The organism is Sphingopyxis sp. (assembly GCF_050725655.1).
Lineage (GTDB): Bacteria > Pseudomonadota > Alphaproteobacteria > Sphingomonadales > Sphingomonadaceae > Sphingopyxis.
The window spans coordinates 169312-188026 of the sequence record NZ_JBOHHT010000089.1 but is presented as its reverse complement, the minus strand read 5'-3'; the positions used below and the strand labels follow the sequence as shown (position 1 = coordinate 188026).

At 64.5% G+C, this 18715-nt stretch carries 24 protein-coding genes and 1 pseudogene; 5 read left to right on the top strand and 20 right to left on the bottom strand.

Annotated features, from left to right (window positions below; genetic code table 11):
• Positions 1-127: 127 nt before the first annotated feature.
• From trbJ to trbB, 5 genes are read right to left on the bottom strand one after another with little or no spacing between them, the layout of a single operon-like run.
• Positions 128-847, bottom strand: a complete 720-nt coding sequence (trbJ, locus tag ACREBX_RS13605; RefSeq protein ID WP_431562275.1) for a P-type conjugative transfer protein TrbJ — start codon at positions 845-847, stop codon at positions 128-130.
• Between the two features lie 5 nt (positions 848-852).
• The gene (gene trbE / locus ACREBX_RS13600) at positions 853-3291 is read right to left on the bottom strand and encodes a conjugal transfer protein TrbE (protein ID WP_431562274.1); all 2439 of its coding nucleotides are present in this window, start codon (positions 3289-3291) and stop codon (positions 853-855) included.
• On the bottom strand, positions 3288-3557 hold the full coding sequence (locus ACREBX_RS13595; protein WP_431562273.1) for a VirB3 family type IV secretion system protein: 270 nt from the start codon (positions 3555-3557) through the stop codon (positions 3288-3290). Before ACREBX_RS13595 ends, trbE begins: the two co-directional genes overlap by 4 nt.
• Positions 3557-3904: a TrbC/VirB2 family protein gene (locus ACREBX_RS13590; RefSeq protein WP_431562282.1), complete on the bottom strand. Its 348-nt coding sequence runs from the start codon at positions 3902-3904 to the stop codon at positions 3557-3559. Before ACREBX_RS13590 ends, ACREBX_RS13595 begins: the two co-directional genes overlap by 1 nt.
• A complete protein-coding gene (gene trbB, locus ACREBX_RS13585; RefSeq protein ID WP_431562272.1) occupies positions 3904-4887 on the bottom strand; it encodes a P-type conjugative transfer ATPase TrbB in 984 nt (327 codons plus the stop codon). The genes ACREBX_RS13590 and trbB overlap by 1 nt, the downstream gene beginning before the upstream one ends.
• A 134-nt stretch (positions 4888-5021) precedes the next feature.
• Between trbB and ACREBX_RS13580 the strand changes: the two genes are divergently transcribed.
• The 5 genes from ACREBX_RS13580 (at position 5022) to ACREBX_RS13560 (ending at position 7461) form a co-directional block, all read left to right on the top strand.
• Entirely contained in the window at positions 5022-5624 is a 603-nt protein-coding gene (locus ACREBX_RS13580) for a helix-turn-helix transcriptional regulator (protein ID WP_431562271.1), read from the top strand.
• A gap of 59 nt (positions 5625-5683) precedes the next feature.
• Complete coding sequence (locus ACREBX_RS13575; protein WP_431562270.1) at positions 5684-6016, top strand: hypothetical protein; 333 nt, start codon at positions 5684-5686, stop codon at positions 6014-6016.
• A complete protein-coding gene (locus ACREBX_RS13570; RefSeq protein WP_431562269.1) occupies positions 5997-6530 on the top strand; it encodes a hypothetical protein in 534 nt (177 codons plus the stop codon). The genes ACREBX_RS13575 and ACREBX_RS13570 overlap by 20 nt, the downstream gene beginning before the upstream one ends.
• A 101-nt stretch (positions 6531-6631) precedes the next feature.
• Positions 6632-7234 (top strand): JAB domain-containing protein, encoded by a 603-nt coding sequence (locus ACREBX_RS13565; RefSeq protein ID WP_431562281.1) that lies wholly within the window; start codon positions 6632-6634, stop codon positions 7232-7234.
• Positions 7234-7461: a hypothetical protein gene (locus ACREBX_RS13560; protein ID WP_431562268.1), complete on the top strand. Its 228-nt coding sequence runs from the start codon at positions 7234-7236 to the stop codon at positions 7459-7461. The genes ACREBX_RS13565 and ACREBX_RS13560 overlap by 1 nt, the downstream gene beginning before the upstream one ends.
• On the opposite strand, the gene ACREBX_RS13555 is transcribed toward ACREBX_RS13560, so the two are convergent.
• The 15 genes and pseudogenes from ACREBX_RS13555 to ACREBX_RS13485 all read right to left on the bottom strand — a co-directional run bounded on the left by ACREBX_RS13555 (position 7437) and on the right by ACREBX_RS13485 (position 18680).
• A complete protein-coding gene (locus ACREBX_RS13555; protein ID WP_431562267.1) occupies positions 7437-7877 on the bottom strand; it encodes a ribbon-helix-helix protein, CopG family in 441 nt (146 codons plus the stop codon). The two genes, ACREBX_RS13560 and ACREBX_RS13555, sit on opposite strands and share 25 nt — an antisense overlap.
• Positions 7874-9858, bottom strand: a pseudogene (locus tag ACREBX_RS13550) (conjugal transfer protein TraG). Before ACREBX_RS13550 ends, ACREBX_RS13555 begins: the two are co-directional and overlap by 4 nt.
• Positions 9859-9876: 18 nt before the next feature.
• Positions 9877-11622: a relaxase/mobilization nuclease domain-containing protein gene (locus ACREBX_RS13545; RefSeq protein WP_431562266.1), complete on the bottom strand. Its 1746-nt coding sequence runs from the start codon at positions 11620-11622 to the stop codon at positions 9877-9879.
• A 223-nt stretch (positions 11623-11845) separates the two neighbouring features.
• Complete coding sequence (locus ACREBX_RS13540) at positions 11846-12583, bottom strand: lytic transglycosylase domain-containing protein (protein ID WP_431562265.1); 738 nt, start codon at positions 12581-12583, stop codon at positions 11846-11848.
• Positions 12584-12586: 3 nt separating this feature from the next.
• The gene (locus tag ACREBX_RS13535) at positions 12587-12916 is read right to left on the bottom strand and encodes a DUF736 domain-containing protein (protein WP_431562264.1); all 330 of its coding nucleotides are present in this window, start codon (positions 12914-12916) and stop codon (positions 12587-12589) included.
• A gap of 46 nt (positions 12917-12962) precedes the next feature.
• On the bottom strand, positions 12963-13502 hold the full coding sequence (locus tag ACREBX_RS13530) for a S26 family signal peptidase (RefSeq protein WP_431562263.1): 540 nt from the start codon (positions 13500-13502) through the stop codon (positions 12963-12965).
• Entirely contained in the window at positions 13499-14029 is a 531-nt protein-coding gene (locus ACREBX_RS13525) for a DUF2840 domain-containing protein (RefSeq protein WP_431562262.1), read from the bottom strand. The genes ACREBX_RS13530 and ACREBX_RS13525 overlap by 4 nt, the downstream gene beginning before the upstream one ends.
• Positions 14029-14280: a helix-turn-helix transcriptional regulator gene (locus ACREBX_RS13520; RefSeq protein ID WP_431562261.1), complete on the bottom strand. Its 252-nt coding sequence runs from the start codon at positions 14278-14280 to the stop codon at positions 14029-14031. Before ACREBX_RS13520 ends, ACREBX_RS13525 begins: the two co-directional genes overlap by 1 nt.
• A 119-nt stretch (positions 14281-14399) precedes the next feature.
• Positions 14400-14870: a DUF2285 domain-containing protein gene (locus ACREBX_RS13515; RefSeq protein ID WP_431562260.1), complete on the bottom strand. Its 471-nt coding sequence runs from the start codon at positions 14868-14870 to the stop codon at positions 14400-14402.
• A 97-nt stretch (positions 14871-14967) separates the two neighbouring features.
• Positions 14968-15165 (bottom strand): transcriptional regulator domain-containing protein, encoded by a 198-nt coding sequence (locus ACREBX_RS13510; RefSeq protein ID WP_431562259.1) that lies wholly within the window; start codon positions 15163-15165, stop codon positions 14968-14970.
• A gap of 192 nt (positions 15166-15357) precedes the next feature.
• Complete coding sequence (locus ACREBX_RS13505) at positions 15358-15675, bottom strand: DUF736 domain-containing protein (protein ID WP_431562258.1); 318 nt, start codon at positions 15673-15675, stop codon at positions 15358-15360.
• 301 nt (positions 15676-15976) lie between these two features.
• Positions 15977-16429 (bottom strand): hypothetical protein, encoded by a 453-nt coding sequence (locus ACREBX_RS13500; protein ID WP_431562257.1) that lies wholly within the window; start codon positions 16427-16429, stop codon positions 15977-15979.
• Positions 16430-16558: 129 nt separating this feature from the next.
• Positions 16559-16723 (bottom strand): hypothetical protein, encoded by a 165-nt coding sequence (locus tag ACREBX_RS13495; RefSeq protein ID WP_431562256.1) that lies wholly within the window; start codon positions 16721-16723, stop codon positions 16559-16561.
• Positions 16724-16959: 236 nt separating this feature from the next.
• Positions 16960-18276 carry a methylamine utilization protein MauJ gene (gene mauJ, locus ACREBX_RS13490; protein ID WP_431562255.1) on the bottom strand — a complete coding sequence of 439 codons (1317 nt, stop codon included), beginning with the start codon at positions 18274-18276 and terminating at the stop codon, positions 16960-16962.
• Positions 18277-18362: 86 nt separating this feature from the next.
• Entirely contained in the window at positions 18363-18680 is a 318-nt protein-coding gene (locus ACREBX_RS13485; protein WP_431562254.1) for a DUF736 domain-containing protein, read from the bottom strand.
• Between the last annotated feature and the right edge of the window lie 35 nt (positions 18681-18715).

The window sequence follows — 18715 nt, the reverse complement described above, 5'->3', positions numbered from 1 at the left end:
GTCCGCCCGGCCCGACTCCGGAGCGGACGCACGGGGCGCGGACGGCGATATCGCGGTGACGATCGCGAGCGTCATGAGCAGGCCGCTCAGCACTCCGATGACCGCGATCCTCGCCGCCCGTCCCATCTCAATCGGCTTTGCGGAAGCGGCGGAAGCGCTCGCGCGCTTCGGCTTCGGCGGCGGCGTTTCGCGCCGCTTCGAGCGCCCCGGCCCTACCCTGCGCCGCGATCGCGGCGGTGAGGTCGGCGAGCTGCTGCGACTGGAGCGCGAGCAGCTGGTTGCCGGCCTGCGCCGCCTGGAGCGCGCCGACCGCCGACTGGCTCGCGGTGACGAGCTTCGAGATCGACTGGCGCGTCGTGCCAAGATTGCCGACGATGCCCGCCTGCACCTTCATCGCGTCTTCGAAGGCGCCGACGCTGTCTTCCCAGCGACCCTCGGCATTGGCGACCATCGCGGCATGCGAGCCCGACAGCGCGGGCCCTTTATAGCGCTGATTGAACGCCGCCTGGACGTCCTTCACATCGAAGGCAATGCGCTGCGCCTCGCCGAGCAGCTGGCGCGTCTGGTCGACCTGTGCCTGCAGCTCCTGCAGGCTCGACGTCGGCAGGCTGGCGAGATTGCGCCCCTCGTTGAGCAGAGAAGTCGCCTGATTCTGCAACTGCTTGATCTGGTTGTTGATCTGCTCGAGCGTGCGCGCGGCGGTGAGGATGTTCTGCGCATAGTTGCGCGGATCGTGGACGATGCCGCCGACCTGCGCGAGCGCCGGACTGCTCATCAATGTCGCGGGACCGGCGGTGCCGGCGAGCAGCGCTGCAAGCAACAGGCGATGGATGGGGCATTTCTTCATTTGCATTACTCCTGCGTGGGGGAAGCGATTTCGAGATGGCCGAGGAGGTCGGCCGCCCAGTCGACGCCGCGATGGCGCAGCCAGGCGGCGGCAAATTGCGTCTGGCCATGGGCGGCCATGAGCTCGCCGATCCGGATCTGGTCGGATTTCGAGGAGGCGGCAGCGAAGGCGAGCGCGATGTCGCCGAGGCCAAGGTCGAAGAGCCGATTGCCGCGGCGCGACTGGCAATAATAGTCGCGCTTCGGCGTCGCGCGGCTCAATATCTCGATCTGCCGGTCGTTGAGCCCGAAGCGCTCATACACCCGCGCGATCTGCGGCTCGGCCGCTCGCTCGTTGGGAAGGAATATGCGTGTCGGACAGCTCTCGATAATCGATGCCGCGATCCGCGATCCTTCGATATCGGCGAGGCTCTGGGTCGCGAAGATCACGCTCGCATTCTTCTTGCGCAGCGTCTTCAGCCATTCGCGCAGCTGCGCCGCGAATGCGGGACTGTCGAGAACGAGCCAGCCCTCATCGATGATGATCAGCGTCGGCGAGCCGTCGAGCCGGCCTTCGATGCGGTGGAACAAATAGGCGAGGACCACCGCCGCCGATGAGGTGCCGACGAGACCTTCGGTTTCGAGCGCCTGCACCCGCGCCTGACCGAGCCGTTCCTCCTCGGCGTCAAGCAGCCGACCCCATGGCCCGCCGACAAGATAGGGCGCGAGCGCCTGCTTCAGCGCCTGCGACTGGAGCAGCACGGCAAGGCCAGTGAGGGTGCGCTCGGCGACGGGCGCCGAGGCGAGCGACGTCAGCGCCGACCAGAGATATTCCTTTGCCGCCGGATCGACGTCGACGCCCTCGCCGGCCAGCAGCCCGGCGAGCCATTCGGCGGCCCAGGCGCGTTCGCCGGCCTCGTCGATCCGCGCGAGCGGCTGCAAGGCGACCCCGCCGCCTTCGTCGGCGAGCGCGCCGCCGAGATCCTGCCAGTCGCCGCCCATCGCGAGCGCCGCGGCGCGGATCGAGCCGCCGAAATCGAAGGCGAAGATCTGGTTTCCGGGGTAGCGGCGGAATTGCATCGCGGTCAGCGCGAGCAGCACCGACTTGCCGGCCCCCGTCGGTCCGACGACAAGCGTGTGGCCGACGTCGCCGACATGCAGCGCGAAACGGAACGGCGTCGAGCCTTCGGTCTTGCCGTAAAGCAAGGGGGCATCACCGAAATGCTCGTCCCGTTCCGCCCCGGCCCACACCGCCGACAGCGGGATGAGATGGGCAAGGTTTAGCGTCGAGATCGGGGGCTGGCGGACATTGGCATAGACGTGACCCGGAAGGCTCCCGAGCCAGGCCTCGAGCGCGTTCACGCCCTCGACGGTGCAGGTGAAGTCACGGCCCTGGATGACCTTCTCGACCAGCCGCAGCTTCTCGGCGGCAAGTGCGGAGTCACGGTCCCAGACCGTCACGGTCGCCGTGACATAAGCGATGCCCGCATGATCTGCGCCCAGTTCCTGCAAGGCCATGTCGGCGTCGGCCGCCTTGTTCGAGGCGTCGCTGTCCATCAGGACCGAGGCCTCGTTGGTCATCACCTCCTTGAGGATGGCGGCGACCGACTTGCGCTTGGCGAACCATTGCCGGCGGATGCGCGTCAGCAGTTGGGTGGCATCGGTCTTGTCGAGCATCACCGCGCGCGTCGACCAGCGGTAGCCGAAGGCGAGACGGTTGAGCTCATCGAGCAGACCCGGGAAGGTGACGCTCGGAAAACCGGTGATGGTGAGCGTGCGTAGATGATGGTCGCCAAGCTTTGGCTCGAGACCGCCGGTGACCATCTCGTCGGTGAGAAGCGCATCAAGGTAAGCCGGCGTTTCGGGCACTCGGACGCGCTGGACCTGGGTCGAGACGCAGCTGTGGAGATAGGTCAGCGTGTCGCCGTCACCCAGCCATTCGGCCTCGGGCATGAAACCCTCGACGAGATGCAGCAGCCGGTCGGTGCGATCGACAAAACTCGCGAGCAATTCTTTCGGATCGACGCCACTCTTCGAGCGGCCCTCATAGAGCCAGGCTTCGGCGCGCGCCGCTTCTTCCGCGGGCGGCATCCAGAGCAAGGTCAGATAATAGAAGCTCTCGAAATGTGCGCCCTCCTCGCGAAACTGTTCGCGGCGCTCGACATCGACGAGTTCCGACACGGGATCGGGAAAGTCGGACACTGGATAATCCTGGGCCGCGACGCGCTGCGCCTCGACAAACACCGCCCAGCCCGATCCCAGTCGGCGCAGCGCATTGTTGAGCCGTGCCGTGACCGCGACGAGTTCGGCGGGCGTGGCGCTGTCGAGGTCGGGCCCGCGGAAGCGCGCCGTGCGCTGGAACGAGCCGTCCTTGTTGAGCACCACGCCCTCCGCCACCAGGCAGACCCAAGGGAGAAAGTCGGCGAGGCAGGCGGATTTCGATCGATATTCGGAAAGGTTCATCATGGCCGCATCCAGTTCGGATATTTGAGGTGACGCCTGGCGACGTCGACGAATTGCGGGTCGTGGCGCGCCGCCCAGACCGACAGCGCATGGCCGATCGCCCAGATGGCGAGGCCGGCGATCCAGAGGCGAAGGCCGAGGCCGATCGCGCCCGCGAGCGTGCCGTTGACGATCGCGAGGCTCCGCGGCGCGCCGCCGAGCAGGATCGGCTCAGCGAGCGCGCGGTGGACCGGCGCGAAGAAGCCGGGCGTGCCGCCGTCCTCGCTCATCAGACGAGCGCCCCGCCCCCGAAGGAGAAGAAGGAGAGGAAGAAGCTCGATGCCGCGAAGGCGATCGACAGGCCGAACACGATCTGGACCAGCCGGCGGAAACCGCCCGACGTGTCGCCGAAAGCGAGGCTGAGGCCGGTCACGATGATGATGATCACCGCGACGATCTTCGCGACCGGCCCCTCAATGCTTTCGAGGATCGACTGGAGCGGGGCTTCCCACGGCATCGATGAGCCACCGGCATAAGCCGGCGCGGTATAGATCAGGCCCGCAGCGGTCACGGCGGCGACCCCGAAACGATCGAGCGTGGTGCCCGCGAGCAAGCGGCGCTTCGTCTGTTTTGTCATCATGATGCTCCTTCAGGATCGGTGGTATGGAGAGCGAGGCGATATTCGCCGGTCGCGGGATCGAGCCCGTCGACGCACGCGAGTTCGGCAAGCCGCCGCCCGGCGCCGTCGCGAACCAGCACTGCGACCACGTCGATCGTTTCGCCGAGCAGCGCGCGCGGCACCGTGACGACGGCTTCCTGGATCAGCTGCTCCATCCGCCGCAGCGCGCCGAGGGCGCTGCCGGCATGGATCGTGCCGATGCCGCCCGGATGTCCGGTGCCCCACGCCTTCAGAAGCTCGAGCGCCTCGGCGCCGCGCACCTCACCGATCGGGATACGATCGGGGCGGAGGCGCAGCGAAGAGCGAACAAGTTCAGAGAGCGAGGCGACGCCGTCCTTGGTCCGCATCGCGACGAGATTGGGCGCGGCACATTGGAGCTCGCGCGTGTCTTCGATGAGGACGATTCGGTCTTCGCTGCCCGCAACCTCCGCGAGCAGCGCATTGACGAGCGTGGTCTTGCCGGTTCCGGTGCCACCAGCGACAAGGATATTTTTCCGCTCGGCGACCGCATTGCGGAGCAGCGCGGCTTGCCGCTCCGACATGATGCCGGCGTCCGCGTAATCGGACAGCGTGAAGATCGCGACCGCCGGCTTGCGGATGGCGAAGGTGGGGGCGGTCACCACCGGCGGTAGCAGCCCCTCGAACCGCTCCCCGCTTTCCGGCAGCTCCGCAGACACGCGGGGCGCGCCAGCGTGAACCTCCGCGCCGACATGATGGGCGACTAGACGAATGATGCGCTCGCCATCGGCGGCAGCCATCGTCACGCCGCTATCGGTGATCCCCGCGCCGAGCCGATCGATCCACAGGCGACCATCGGGATTGAGCATAATTTCGATAACGGCGGCATCAGCGAGCCAGCCTGCGATCGGCCCGCCCATCGCCGTGCGCAGCATCCGTGCGCTTCGCCGATGTGCCTCCGGCCGGTGCGATTCTGTGCCCATCGGGGACCCCGTTTCCTGGAGCGGACGGGAGTGTCCGGCTCGACGGGGACGAGTAAGAGACGCACGAAAAGCGGTTTTACAACAGGCTTCTGATGCCGTCGTACTGTGGCGTAGAATGACAGGGATTGGCGTAGGTGCCTCTCAGCGACTTTGCCCGAAATGACAACGAATCGCTCCCCGGACCTTGCACCGCGTCCGATTTTGACAAGAGTGTAACAATGAGTGATTCGGGGTCGCACCCATCTACTGAGGAAGAACGCTGGGCGCGCTTGACGGACAAGCAGCGCGTCTGCCTCGACCTCCTGCTCGAACGCAAGACCTCGAAGATGATCGCCCGCGATCTCGACATTTCCAAGCAGGCCGTCGATCTCAGGCTCACCGCGGCGCGCGATATCCTGGGCGCCTCAGGCCGCGACGAGACTGCCATCATCTACGCGCGCCTGAAAAGGACCTATGATCAGATACCATGTGATCCGATCATACTTCCCCAACCGCCACGGCTGGTGCCATCCCATTTTCCAGACGGACGTTCGGCCGACGACCCGGGACTGCTAGCCAGCCTCGGAACCGACGCCGAACAATCGGGCACCGGCCCGCCGTTCGGGAATTTCTGGAGGCGCGATGACAAACCAGCAAAGCGGATGACGATCATGGCGGCGATATTGCTGTTCCTGCTCCTCATCATCCTTGCCGGTCTCGCCATTGGCCAAACGCTGACGCGGCTGCTCTCCAACTAACTCCCTCGTCCTGCTGTTCATCGAACCGAAACGCGCCGCGTCTTCGGAAAGGAGAAGTTATGACCCAACCAATCAATCTCAATGCAGCGCGGCTGCAAAAGGCGGTGCCCGCCGCTGAAATCCAGATCGACGATGCCTTGATCGCCGTATCGTCTCTGATGGCGACCGTGGTGACCGCACGCCGGGACACGATTGGCGTCCCCGCCGCCAGAGGTCATGCGACCATCCAGCGGCTCGCCAAGGCGCAAGTTGCGCTCGTCGGCGTCAGTGGTGACATATTGCGCGTCCATGGCGAGCTTGCCGTAATCGGCCGCGAGACTGCGGGGCTCGATCTGCACGAGTGCCCGGAGATCGCGCCAAATTCGGCAGCCCATGTCTCTGATCTTCGATGAGATTGACCAGGAGCCATCGGCATGGTCTGTGATCATGATGCTGCGGATCGCCTTCTTCGTGACAATCCTGCTGGTGGCCCTCGTCTATGCGGTGCGCAAAGGGGGCGGCCCCGAACGTGCGATGGCAGCGGTTCTGGTCGCCATGCTTTTGACCGATCAGGCCCTGCACTTATTTGTTCCAGTGCAATATCTTGCGGTGGATACGGGGCACCTTCTGATCGATATCCTCGCGGCTGTAGCGACGCTGGCCATCGCGCTGTTGGCGCATCGGTTCTGGCCAATGATTGCGGCGGCGCTGCAATTCCTACCGCTTCTCGCGCATTCGACACGCGCGATCGAGATCGACCTGCACTCCGCGGCCTATCTGACGATGCAAGTTGCCGGCTCCTGGCCTCTGGCGCCGCTACTCGTCGTGGCAACCTGGCGGCATCAACAACGGTTAGCACGGAACGGCAGCGATCCCTCCTGGGTGCCTTTATCTCGGCGATCGAACCCGACGGCAGCGAAGCGATAGCCTCAGCGCTGCTGGCCGAATTTCGCAGTCTCGCTAATATTTGGTCGCAACCGATCGAGGCTCTCACGCGGGTTCTCGGGGAAGATTCGAAGGTGGCGGTCATGCTGCACCGCGCGCACGATATATTTCTCGAAGCGATGCGGGGGGATCTGGATGCCGTGCCGATCGATCCGATGGACCCCCACCTTCGCCGCTATCTCATTGCGTCGATGGGGTCTCTCAGGGACGAAACACTTCGGATTCTCTTCCTCGACGGCCGCCACCGGCTGATAGCCGACGAATGTCTGCAAAATGGAACGCTCGCCCACCTCGCCCTCTATCCACGGACGATCTTCCGACGCGCGCTTGAGTTGAATGCTGCAGGCATCATCCTTATCCACAATCATCCGGGCGGCGATCCGACCCCGAGCGAGGAGGACAAGCGAACGACGCAGCACATCGACGCGATCGCGCGGTCGCTCGACATCAATCTGGTCGATCATATAGTTGTCGGTGCCAGCAACACCCGTCACATCACGTGCCGCGATAAGATCGCCGATCAGCGACAGCGAACAGCGGGCGTGATCCTAAAATCGCCGAGGCCGGAAACAGATAAGGGCATTGATGCAGCGTTGGAAAACGCACGAGCCACCATGCGTCGGCGAATGCTGCGACGTCAGCTGCTCGGGGCGGAGGAGTTGTTCGGTGAACCTGGGAAATGCTGATGGACCTGTTCATCCATGAAGTTCTCAGAAAACCGCTCGCGACGAGCGCGCTGTGCCTCATGACGACCACCTCGATGAGCAGCGCCCTTCGGCTTGTCCCGAAAATGTGCGACGCTGGCCTCATCGACCGCATTCCCGATCTGATGGACGCCCGCCGCAGCTTTATCAGGCTGCGCCCCGAGACGTCGCACCGGCTGCGGGCCTATTTCGAAGAGGGTCCGGAGTGAGTGCCGGGCGAAATGTCGCGCGACAGTTCGTCGGCGAGCCGCGGACCGCTCTCCATACGGCGGCTCAAGGAGTCCACAAAACCTTCCCATCTCTTCTTCCCGGTCGCCTGCGCTGCCGGTCCGGCCGCGTCGGGCAGAGGCGGGGTGCTCGTCAGCCAGAAACGGACAAACAGCGCGAAGGCTTCGTTGGCAAGGTCGATGTTCCATTCGAGGCGATCGACACCGCGCGCCAGCTTGTCGATCCGCCGCGTGAGGGCCGCTTCGAGACGCTCTTCATGGTCGGCTGATAGCAGCGAAGCGAGCGCCGCCTCGACGATCTCGGTCCGCGTTACGCGTCGCTGCCGTGCGCGTTCGGCGACGAGCCGGACAAGTTCGGCATCGAGCCGGAACGTCTGTTTGATGTGTGGCTTGGTCACAGGTCGATCCCGTCATTCGGATCGAGCGACGCGGTGCGCGCATTGCGCGCCATCTGGCGGTCGGCGGCTTGCCGCAACCGCGCGGCGTCGCCCTGCCCGTCGCTCTCGCCAAAATCGAACTCGCCGCTCGGGGCAGGCGGCGGCGGTGCAATATTCTCGTGCACCGGCAATTCGGGTTCCTGGCGAATACCGGCGTTGGCCGCGTCGTTTCCAGTCTCTTCCGCCTCGGCCGGAGCCTCAGCGGATTCGGCGGGCCTCGCAGGCGTCGGAAGGATCGACCAATCGTCGCGCCGCGGCTTCGGCGAGCCGCCCACCGCAGGAGGCGGCAGAATACGATCGTTCATGCGGCGGTCGCGGTAATATTGCGCTTTACGGGCACGGATCGGCGCCACGCCGGCGGCCATCACGATTTCCTCGTTCGCGGGGAGCTGCATCACCTCGCCGGGGGTTAGCAGTGCTCGGGCGGTTTCGGTTCGCGAGATCATGAGATGGCCGAGCCAGGGCGAGAGGCGATGGCCCGCGTAATTCTTCATCGCGCGCATCTCAGTCGCGGTGCCGAGAGCGTCCGAAATTCGCTTCGCGGTTCGTTCGTCATTTGTCGCGAAGCTCACGCGCACATGGCAATTGTCGAGGATCGCATTGTTGACCCCATAAGCCTTTTCGATCTGGTTCAGGGACTGGGCAATCAGGAACGCCTTGATCCCGTATCCCGCCATGAAGGCGAGCGCGCTTTCGAAGAAATCGAGGCGGCCGAGCGCCGGGAATTCGTCGAGCATCAAAAGCAGACGCCGCGGCCGCGCTCGGGGGCCCAGCTCTTCGGTCAGGCGGCGACCGATCTGATTGAGAATCAGGCGAATGAGCGGCTTCGTACGGCTGATGTCTCCCGGGGGAACGACCAGATAGAGAGACACCGGCAGGGCATCGTCCATGAGATCGGCGATGCGCCATTCGGACGAACCGGTCACTGCCGCGATGACCGGATCGCGGTAGAGCCCGAGAAAGGACATGGCGGTCGATAGCACGCCCGACCGCTCATTCTCGCTCTTGTTGAGCAATTCCTGCGCCGCCGCCGCCACGACCGGATGCGGGCGGTCGCCAAGATGACGGGTCGCCTTCATGCGGTGCAGGGTCGATGCGATGGGCCGACGCGGATCGGAAAGAAAAGCGGCCACACCGGCCAGCGTCTTGTCGGGTTCGGCGTACAAGACATGGAGGATCGCCCCGACGAGCAGCGCGTGACTTGTCTTCTCCCAGTGGTTTCTTTTTTCGAGGCTGCCTTCCGGATCGACGAGCACGTCGGCGACATTCTGCACGTCGCGCACTTCCCATTCACCGCGTCGGACCTCGAGAAGCGGATTATAGGCCGCCGACGCACGATTGGTCGGATCGAAGAGCAGCACGCGCCATGTCGGGCGCGGAAGCCGGCGGTCAGTTGCCAATTCTCGCCCTTGATGTCGTGAACGATACAACTTCCCGGCCACGTCAGGAGCGTCGGTACGACAAGGCCGACGCCCTTGCCCGAACGCGTCGGGGCGAAACAAAGCACATGCTCGGCGCCGTTATGCCGAAGATAGGCGCTGCCGATGCGGCCCAAAATGACTCCGTCGGGACCAAGCATCTCGGCCTTTCGGATCTCGCGCTCGCTGGCCCAGCGCGCCGAGCCATAGGTTTCGGCGCGTCGACGTTCGCGTGCACGCCACACCGACATCGCGATCGCGACGATGATTGAAAGAAACCCGCCGGAGGCGGCGATGCCGGCCCCTTTCAGGAAGATGGCCGGCGCATAGGCATCGAAAGCAAACCACCACCAGAAGAAAGCCGGCGGCGGATAAACGGGATAGGTATCGACCCGGAACCAAGGCGCCCCAAGCTCGGGCTGATAGCCGAGCGACGCTGCGGTCCATTGTGTTGCGGTCCAGATAGCCGCGGTCACGATCGAAGCAACGGCGGCAATCTGTCCCCATAAGATGCGGTCATTCATTGGCTTGTCCTTTCCCGGTCAAATGCCGATCCCTCGACCGCGCCCCAGCGACCAGTCGATCGAGCCGCCGGGCGCGACGACGCCGGCGATATGTTTTCCCAGATGCTGGTCGAGGGCGGGGCGCCAGGGCACGAGCTGGAAGCCAAGACCATCGTCGATCATGGCGAAGCGCCCCGAGGCGAGCGACACGCGCTCGCGGTAGATGCCGCTCACATGCTCGCCCGCTGCCGACGGACGATGTGCAAGCCCCGTTCGCGCGGCGATGGCCTCCTGCGCCGCCTCAAGATCACGGCGTTTCAGCGTCTCGATCAGATCGCTGGCGAGGATCAGGCGCGCGCCCCGCCGACGCGCGAGGCCCTCGCGTTCGAGAAACTTCGCACGCGCTTCCATCGCATCGCGCACCGCAAGGCCGAAGCCAGACCCTGCGACCGCGCGCTCCGGCGCAGCGAGTTGGCGATCGAGCCAGGTTGCCCCGCGGGCGCCGATCTGCTCGCCGAGCGGGAGGTCGGAGCGCAGCGCCAGCGAAGATCGCGTCTTTCCGTCGCGTCCCTCCCAACTTCGCAGTTCGACGATGGCGCCTGTAGCGGCGTCACCTGTCCATTCGAGATCGTCGAAGCGGATGTGGTGGGCGCGGCCGTCGGTCCCGTCGACAATCGCATAGGCCGAGCCGGCCAACTCGTCGTCGAGACCGCGCGCCATCAGCCGCCCGGCGACCGGATTGGCTGGTATATCGCTGTGAATAGCGAGCGCTGCAGCATCGAACGATATGCCGCCCTGCCGCATCGCGCGGTGCATCGTCTTGATGATGTCGCCGCGAATGGAAAGGTCGTGCAATGTTCGCTCGGCAGCGGGGTCAATGATCCATACCGCAGGTCCGATCCGCTCTGCGAGCCCAAGGCGTTCGAGCGTGGCGGCGCGGCCCCGCAATAAGCCGTCCGAAGCGCGATCGCCTTCGCCGCGGGGACGCAGGTCGAGCATGCCGCCCGCCTCGGCGCTCGCGCGCTCGATTCGGCGGTCGAGATTTGTCCAGCGTTCGGCGTCGACTTCGCGCGCCAGCGCCTGGCCGATCTCGCGCTCGCTGCGCACGCCAAGCTCGAGCGTCGCGCGTTCCTCGGCCCGATATCGCAGCCCTTCGCTGATATAGGCGCGGTCGATCACCAGATCGCCCCCGTCGTCGGCAACGCCGCGCACGAGGATATGGATGTGGGGATTGTCGGTGTTCCAATGGTCGACGGCAACCCAGTCGAGCGACGTGCCAAGGTCTGTCGCCATGTCCTTCATCAGGTCGCGCGTGAACGATCTAAGATCGTCGAGGTCTGCCGCATCTTCGGGGCTGACGATAAAGCGGAAATGGTGCCGGTCGCCTTCACAGCGCGCGGCGAAGGCGTCGCGATCGGCGGCATCGCCATCGCCGTCGAACATCGAGGCGGCCCGATCGTCGCGGGTCACGCCTTCACGCTCGAGATAGGCGATATGCTTGGCGAGCGGCGCGGCGCGAAAGCGCATGCCCTTGTGACGAACGAGGCGCGCCTTGACGACGACGCGCCGACCATTGGCGCGAAAGTGCGCCATCGCGACCGCGCGCCGACCGCGCCCCAGCCGCTGCGTCCCACCCCGCGCACCCTTGCGCAGCGGCGTCAGCCCTTGCCGCGCCGCCGCGCGACGTACCTGCGCGGCGAGCCGCTGGCCCTTGGCCGCCGACCCCCGCCCCGCATCGCGCCCTCTTCCCGGCCGAACACGAAAATCGCTGTCGTTGCTGGTCATCCGCACGAAGCCTGACATCAAGCTACGGGAAAATAACAAGAAAGTTGCGGAACATATGGCGCGGCTGCGTGGATGCCATATGAGAATATAGCCGCAAACCAACCACCTACGTGCCGCAAGCTGGCACGTCTTTTATCTCGCCCTCCCAAATTCACCCTCCAGCCGACCAAAAAGACTCTCGCTGCGAAGGCAAAAGCGACGACAGTGGAGGCGTCTACCCTGCTCATTCAGCCGCACCCGAGAGCGGGACGAACAGCGAGCTCTGTGCAGTCCCTGCGCTGGTCGAATGCGGCAGCGATGCACTGCCATTGCGATCCGGCTGGACTACTGCGGCAGGGGAATCGCGCGTCACCGCGGCTTCCGCGCCCGGGGCGAAGAGCGATGCGACGCGCCAGCCGGGCGGCGCGAGAGCAGGTGCGGTAGCGGGTGGCGCTCCGCGCACAATACCAAGCTCGGGAGCAATCTTGCCGACATAGGCGACGGTTTCGGCGGGCAGGCCGCGCCGCCCGGCTGCATAAGCATCGGCGCGTCCAGGGCCTGCATTATAGGCCGCGAGCATCAAACCGATGTCGCGATACCGGTCCCACATCGCGCGCAAATAGGCCGCGCCGGCGAGGATATTGGCGCGCACATCGAACGGGTCGTTGCCCAACCCGTGGCGCGCCGAGAGCATACTCCAGGTCGCAGGCATGATCTGCATCAAACCCATCGCACCGGCATGCGAGACGGCTCGCTGCTTTCCTCGACTTTCCGCATGCATGACGCGCCAGATCCAGAGTTCAGGAATGCCGAACCGCTGCGCGGCTTCGGCGACCGGACCGGCATAGGGATGCGCGGGTTCCGGTGCCGCAACTGCAGCGGCAAGGCATGGAGCCGGCATTGCAACGGCTGCCAGCGCGGCGCCAATCGAGGCTGCGCCGTGCAGCGCGATTGCGAAGCGTGGGCGCCGCGCCGTCACCATGTCTCAGTCCTTCCCGGGCGCATCGGCGCGCGACCACAGAAGGACATGCTCGTCATGAGCCTTACGGGAGTCGAACAGATTGGCTCGCAGGGGAGCTGTTAGAAGAGGGTCGTCGATCTGCAGCGCGAGATAGATGCCGCGCGATCCGGAGCGTACCCAACCCGCGCCAATCTCGACCCCAGCTGCGGCGTCGCCGAGAAAAACGCGCCAGGCAGGCGCGTTTTCTACCTCAGAGAGAGGAGCGCGACGGATATTGATTTCGGCGTCGATTGAGAGCGTTTGGATGCGGCCGGTGTAGCTGTCGACGTCACGACGAAAGGTCCCGATGATCATGAATATTCTCCTGGCTGGTTGAGGTTAAAGGTGGCTTGGAGGGCATTCAGCGCCAGCGCAGCGGCGCCCCGGGCGCATCGCGCGTCCAGATGGGATGCGCGGCGCCGATCAGGCCGGCTGCCGGCAACGCCCCGAAATATCGGCCGTCGAGGCTGCCGGCGGCGGCGTTCAGAAGGAAGAGTTCGTCGGTGCCGACGACATGGCAGCCGAGCCAGATCGGCAGCGGGCGGCCCGCACGATCGCGCTCCTGCGCGCTGGCGACACCCGTGCCGTCGATCGTAACGAATGCGCCCGAGCGGCATATCCGCGCGCCCGGAAGGCCCGCGACGCGCTTCAGCAGCGGCGTGCCGCGCGGAAGATAGTGATGCTCGGCTAGCCAGGCGCCAAGCGGTGCCGGCGGCATGATCGCTACGAGATCGTCGTGCTTCGGCTGCGCGCCCGGTTCGATCGCGTAAAGTCCGATCGGCGCACTCGCGCTCGCATTCCAGATGAGGCGCGGCGCTGGCGACAGCCAGGCGATCGCGGCAAAAAGCCCGGTAAACAGCGAAGCGGCCGCCACCGTCGCGCGCAAATAGCGGCGGTTCATGACTCGATCGCCCGCCGGCGTAGCCAGGCGGCGTGTCGGTCGCGGCTATAGGCGCGGACCGGCATGCCGGCTGCGATCCGATTGCCGACGTGCCGCCAATGATCGGGCGCCGCGTCGCAGGCCTCGATACCCGCGGCCTCAACATCGTCGATGGCTTCGAGAACCTTCTGAACCTTCGGCCAGCCATCGATACGAAGCAGGATGTCGCCACCCGGAAGGACGAACGGCAGCGTCGCATAGGGCGATTTCGCATCCACCGCGGTCACGATCGCGATGCTCGAATGGATCGTGCCATAGTCGTTCGACGTCCAACGGACGAAGGCGAATGTCGCGCCGGGACGGAAGGCGACGACCTTCGCGCTGCGGGAGAGGATGCGCTCGGCGGCGATTCGTCCGAAGCGTATCCACTGCTCGAGACGCGCCTCGATCCAGGTCAATTCGACCTCAGTCAGACCGCCGCGTTGCGACGGATCGGTGAGCGGGGCGGCGGCCGCGGCGACCGTCAGCGGAGCGGACGCGCTGCACATCAACGGCGCACCGGACGTGCGGGATGGACGGTGCCTTGGCCCGGATCGGAGGTCGAGTGGCGGCGGCCGAGTTCGGCCCAGGCGTTGAGATCGTCGATCGCGTAGACGATGCGTCCCCCGAGCTTCCGGTAGGTCGGCCCGGTCCCGTAGCAGCGGTGTTTTTCAAGCGTGCGCGCGGAAAGGCCGAGATGGACGGCGGCGTCGGGGGTTCTGAGAAAGCGCGGGACAAGGGGGGCGGCAAAATCGCTCATCAAGGGTCTCCTGAGACCGCGCCGGACACCAAGGAGGAGGCCGGCGGGCAGGAGGCGACAATCGTGAATCGGGGCCGTATTTCGGAACGGACAAAGTGAGGCTCGTCAGAATGTCCCGATCAGGACCCGCCGAGCAGCGCGCGATAGCCGCCGTCGCGCATGGCGATGGCGCCGCGCTGCCAGCGCGCGATTCGCCGGCGCTCGCTCGATGCGTCCCACTCGGCCGCAGAATAATGCCTCGCGTCGGGAGTGATCAGGGTCGCGGCGAGATCGCGGGGCGACAGTTTCGCATCGAGGCCGTCGAGCGTGCGGAGCCATTGAACCAGCCGCCAGCGCTCGGTCGGCCCGGGTTGCCCGGTCGCCGGAACCGAGGTGCTGGCGAGGCAGCGATGGATTGCGCCGGTTGCCGCTTGGCGCTGGCTGAGATGCGGGTCGGCCGGGATGACATACGCCAGTGTCTCGTCACCGCGGCAATCAGCGATCGACAGGCGATGGCGCCGGCCTGCGATCAGAAAAACGAGATGCCACTCGCGGTGGAAGATTAGTTCGGCCGCAACGCCGCCCGCAGCGGCGACCGCAGACAATGTCATCCCGGAGAAAACCGTTGGTCCGGGAGCGGCCATGGCAAGGTCGCAGCAGATGTCGGGTCGCCAGAGTGCCGGTCCGTCGTCGGCGCTGGCGTCGGGATCAACGGCGAAAAACCAACCCCCAGTGGCGCGCGAGGCGGCCGAGCGCCGCGCCTGGGCGTCGTGGAGCGGCAGCCCTCTGATAGGCAGCGCGGTAGCGCGGGTTCCGGCGCAGGAATTCCTGCGCGAAATCGGCCCGATCATATAGTTCGAATATTTTCAGAAAATCTGGGGACCGCCAGTCGACAGCATGTGGCATGCGCACCTCCCGAAGCTAAGTGAGTGCAAAGTCAGGGCATTCGTCCGGCCTCCACAGCGACCCTGCTCCTGGTTACCGGCGTCTGAACCATCGATACTTAGCGCAGTTGGTGCAAAATCCGCCGGGAGAAGGCTTCAATTTGAAGATATCGCCGCCCGGCTGGAACCGGACGGCGATACCGATGCGATGCCCTCAATGGTCGCGGCGGCTTTGCCGCGACCAGACGAGATCGTGGTTGTCGCCTTCGCCCGCGAAAAGCTGCGCGAAGATCGGACCGGTAAAGGTCGGATCGTCGAGCTTGACCGAGAGATAGGGTCGCTTGTCCTGAGTGGTCTTGCTCCACGCGGCGCCGACTTCGGCCTCGCCGATGAAGACGCGGTGGCTGGGAGCATTGCCGCTCGCATTTTCGTCCGGTGCGATGCGAACCGATTTCGCCTGTACCGACAGGGTGACGATTTCGCCCTGAAATTCGCCAGAGGCGGTCTTGGTGAAGCTGCCGATCTTGGTCATGTGAATTTCCTTCTTTCAACTCGGGCCGCACCAGCGCGGCCTCGATGCGGATCGACGGGCGGCAAGGGGACGGCGCTGCAGCCCGTAGGGCCCGCAGCAAAGCGAAGGACGGCAAGGTTCGGCTTTCTTGTTTCGCGAGGAACGGCGGCACGCCGGGGGAAGAAAGCCGAAGGCGCGCCGTTGCGGCAAGCGGTTCCAGCGTCAGCGGCTTGCTGCCAGATCTCGCATGTCACGAGGCCATGCTGGTACGGCGATGGGAAAATGGATCGAACTGGCCGGGCGGAGCTGAGACGATGCTCGTCTATGGCGCCAAAGGGAGAATGGTGTTTACGTCCGGGCGGGTCTCGCGATCAGCGCTGTTCCGCGACCCAACCAGGCTCCGCCATGCCGTCGTGGCGGTCGCGAGGCCGCCCGCGATAGCAAGTCCGCGTATCCACCCGCCATCGTCGATCAGCAAGCCGGCGAGTCCGGCGACCGCCTGATATCCAGCGAAGCCCGCAGGCGTGGCGAATATGACGGCGAGCAACAGCCGCAGCAGTGGCGACCGTATCGATGCGTGAAGAACCCGTCCGGCAAGGTAGGCAGCGAGGCCCGCGATGAAGCCAGCGACAATGGCGGCCGGCAAACCATAGCCTTGGCCGTGCAGAAATAGCGCAGCGCCGACGCCGACATAGATCGGCAAGGCATGAACCGCGAGCCGGAACAATAGTGCAATCATGTAGAGAGCAGCGAAACCGCCGAGGATGATCATCAAGGTCACAAGCGTCCTCCTGTCGGACGCGCTCGCCACCACCACCTCAGCGCAATCTGCTTTCCGTCCATAGCAAAAACGCCCCGAAGGCGGAACCGGAAGTGGAACCACCTTGGGGCGAATATCGAAGGATCAGCGGCTGAACGGGTCATATTCGCAGACGATGCAGCTGGGATCGCCGTCGAATTCATCGAGCGGCATCACCGAATATCCGCGGCTTGTTTCGATCAGGACGATGATGGTCATCATCGTGCGGGCGAGGTTCCAGCCGAGCGATTGAGCAGTGGAAAGCGGCATATCGAGGCTCCTGTCCGGGAGCGGGACCCTTCCCGCTCGACAGTCGCCCCGCCGGACGGGGACGGGCCGCAATCACCGCAGCGAAGCGAAGGCCCAAGCGCAGCGCAGGGACCCCTTGCGGGTTGATTGAAGGAGGCCCGACCTCGGCCTAGGGATTAGCGGCAATCGAGAGCAGGGAGGGTCCGCTTGGTCAGGATCCGGTTCTCGCTACCCTGCGCGATCGCGAACCCACGGCCCTAGTGACCGGCAGCTCGCCGTTTATCGGCTTCGGCTTCCCACGCTTTTATGCGCGCGTTCATTCCGTCGTGATTGGCAAAATAGTTGTTAGGGAGGAACGCTTCGACACGGCCAAGCAAGACGCGGGTTTCGCTCTCGTAGATGTGCAGTTCACCGTTCCCGATATATTCAAGTAAAAACCGCGAAAGCGTAGCGGCATCCGCGGCGGCAAGCGAAGACCCATCGTCATGGCCGTCGATGTCCTTGGCCCAGTCGAAACGAAGTCGCTCGTCAGCAAAGTCCAATGTTAGCGTGAGTTCGATAATCTCATCCTGAGACTTGAAAACGGCTACCAAGGAGGAACCCACTTGCTGGGCATGTACCGGCGTCATCGCATGTAGCGGTGGATAAGGCTCTTTGCGACGCAGCTCGACATCTATGGACGGCATGTCGATTTCGGCGCCATCGGCAGGAGGCGCTCCGGTGCTAATGGATGCGACGGCGGCAGCGCCGAGCCGCTCTTTAAAGCCACGAAGCTCGTATAGATGTTCGCGATAGATCGTTGATCTTGTCTTCACCCCCAAAATTCTCTCAATCGCGAGTTCTGCCAAACCTCGCATAATCGGGAGTTCGCCAGCTATGCGATCGTAATCTGATGCATCGTCGGGATTTATGATGGGATCCGACTGCGCGTGCGCGATGGCCATGCGCCCCGATTTGTAGAGATGGGCGCCAGGATCATCGACACCAGACGCCCGAAGTCTTTCCAGCGCACTGCGGCCACCATGATCCATAATCTCGTCGATGTTTTCATCGACCCAGTTTTGTCGGTCCTTACCCGCGGGAATTGCCGCTTCCAGAACGCGATAGAAAGACAGGAAAGCATATGCTGGGTGATTGAGGCCTCGCCCCTCGCGCATAAGGGCGAGCGCAAGCGCTGATCTTGGATCTTCCGGTTCCGGCAAATAGGTCAGGTTCAGATCGGGGGTTATGCTCAATCCCCAATCGCTTCCGCGGCGCTGGGGCCGGGGGAGTCCGCCCCCGGAAAAGGATTGAACGATCGCGCCAGCGCTTTGTGTCCAAGACATGGCACTGAGGAAACGGAGCAAGCTGGACCGGCTCTCCTGTAGGGTGTCATCGCCGCGACGAATGGCAACCGCAGGACAATGATCCTTCGTGAGCGGGATGATGAAGTAGGTTCGGCCAGCATATTCCTGTCGTTGATATGCGACTGGCCAGCTTATCGACGTCTCGAGATTGGCGATGATCCAATCGCCCGCCTCGGCGATTTCTCCTACCAAGGCTTCAGCGAGCAGCGGAATTTGAAGCGTGAGCATGGTCCAGAATTATCATAGTCGCCGCATTGCCGCTCTTTTTTCGACGGTGCGGCCCCGGTCCCGCCGCGGCGGGACCGGAGCGAGGATCAGTTCGGCGCATTCCAGATCAGCACCTTCTTCGACGGATCGTCGCCAGGCGCGTTAGCAATGTTGCAGAAAATCTGGCCGAGTTCGGGCGCCGAAAGCGAAACCGAGACATATTCCGTCCCAGCCTGCGAGGTCTTCGTCCAGCCGGCGCCGAGTTCGAAGCCGTTTTTGCGACTGATGACGCGATAGTCGGGTTCGCTTTCCTTCATTTTGCGGCCGTTCGGAACGATCGCAATTGGCGCAGTGACCATGAGGGTGGCGAGGGTGCCCTCGAAGCTGCCGTCATCCTTGGCGGTGAGATTTGCGATGCTTGCCATTTTATGTCTCCTTTGCTGCTCGGGGACCGTCCCCG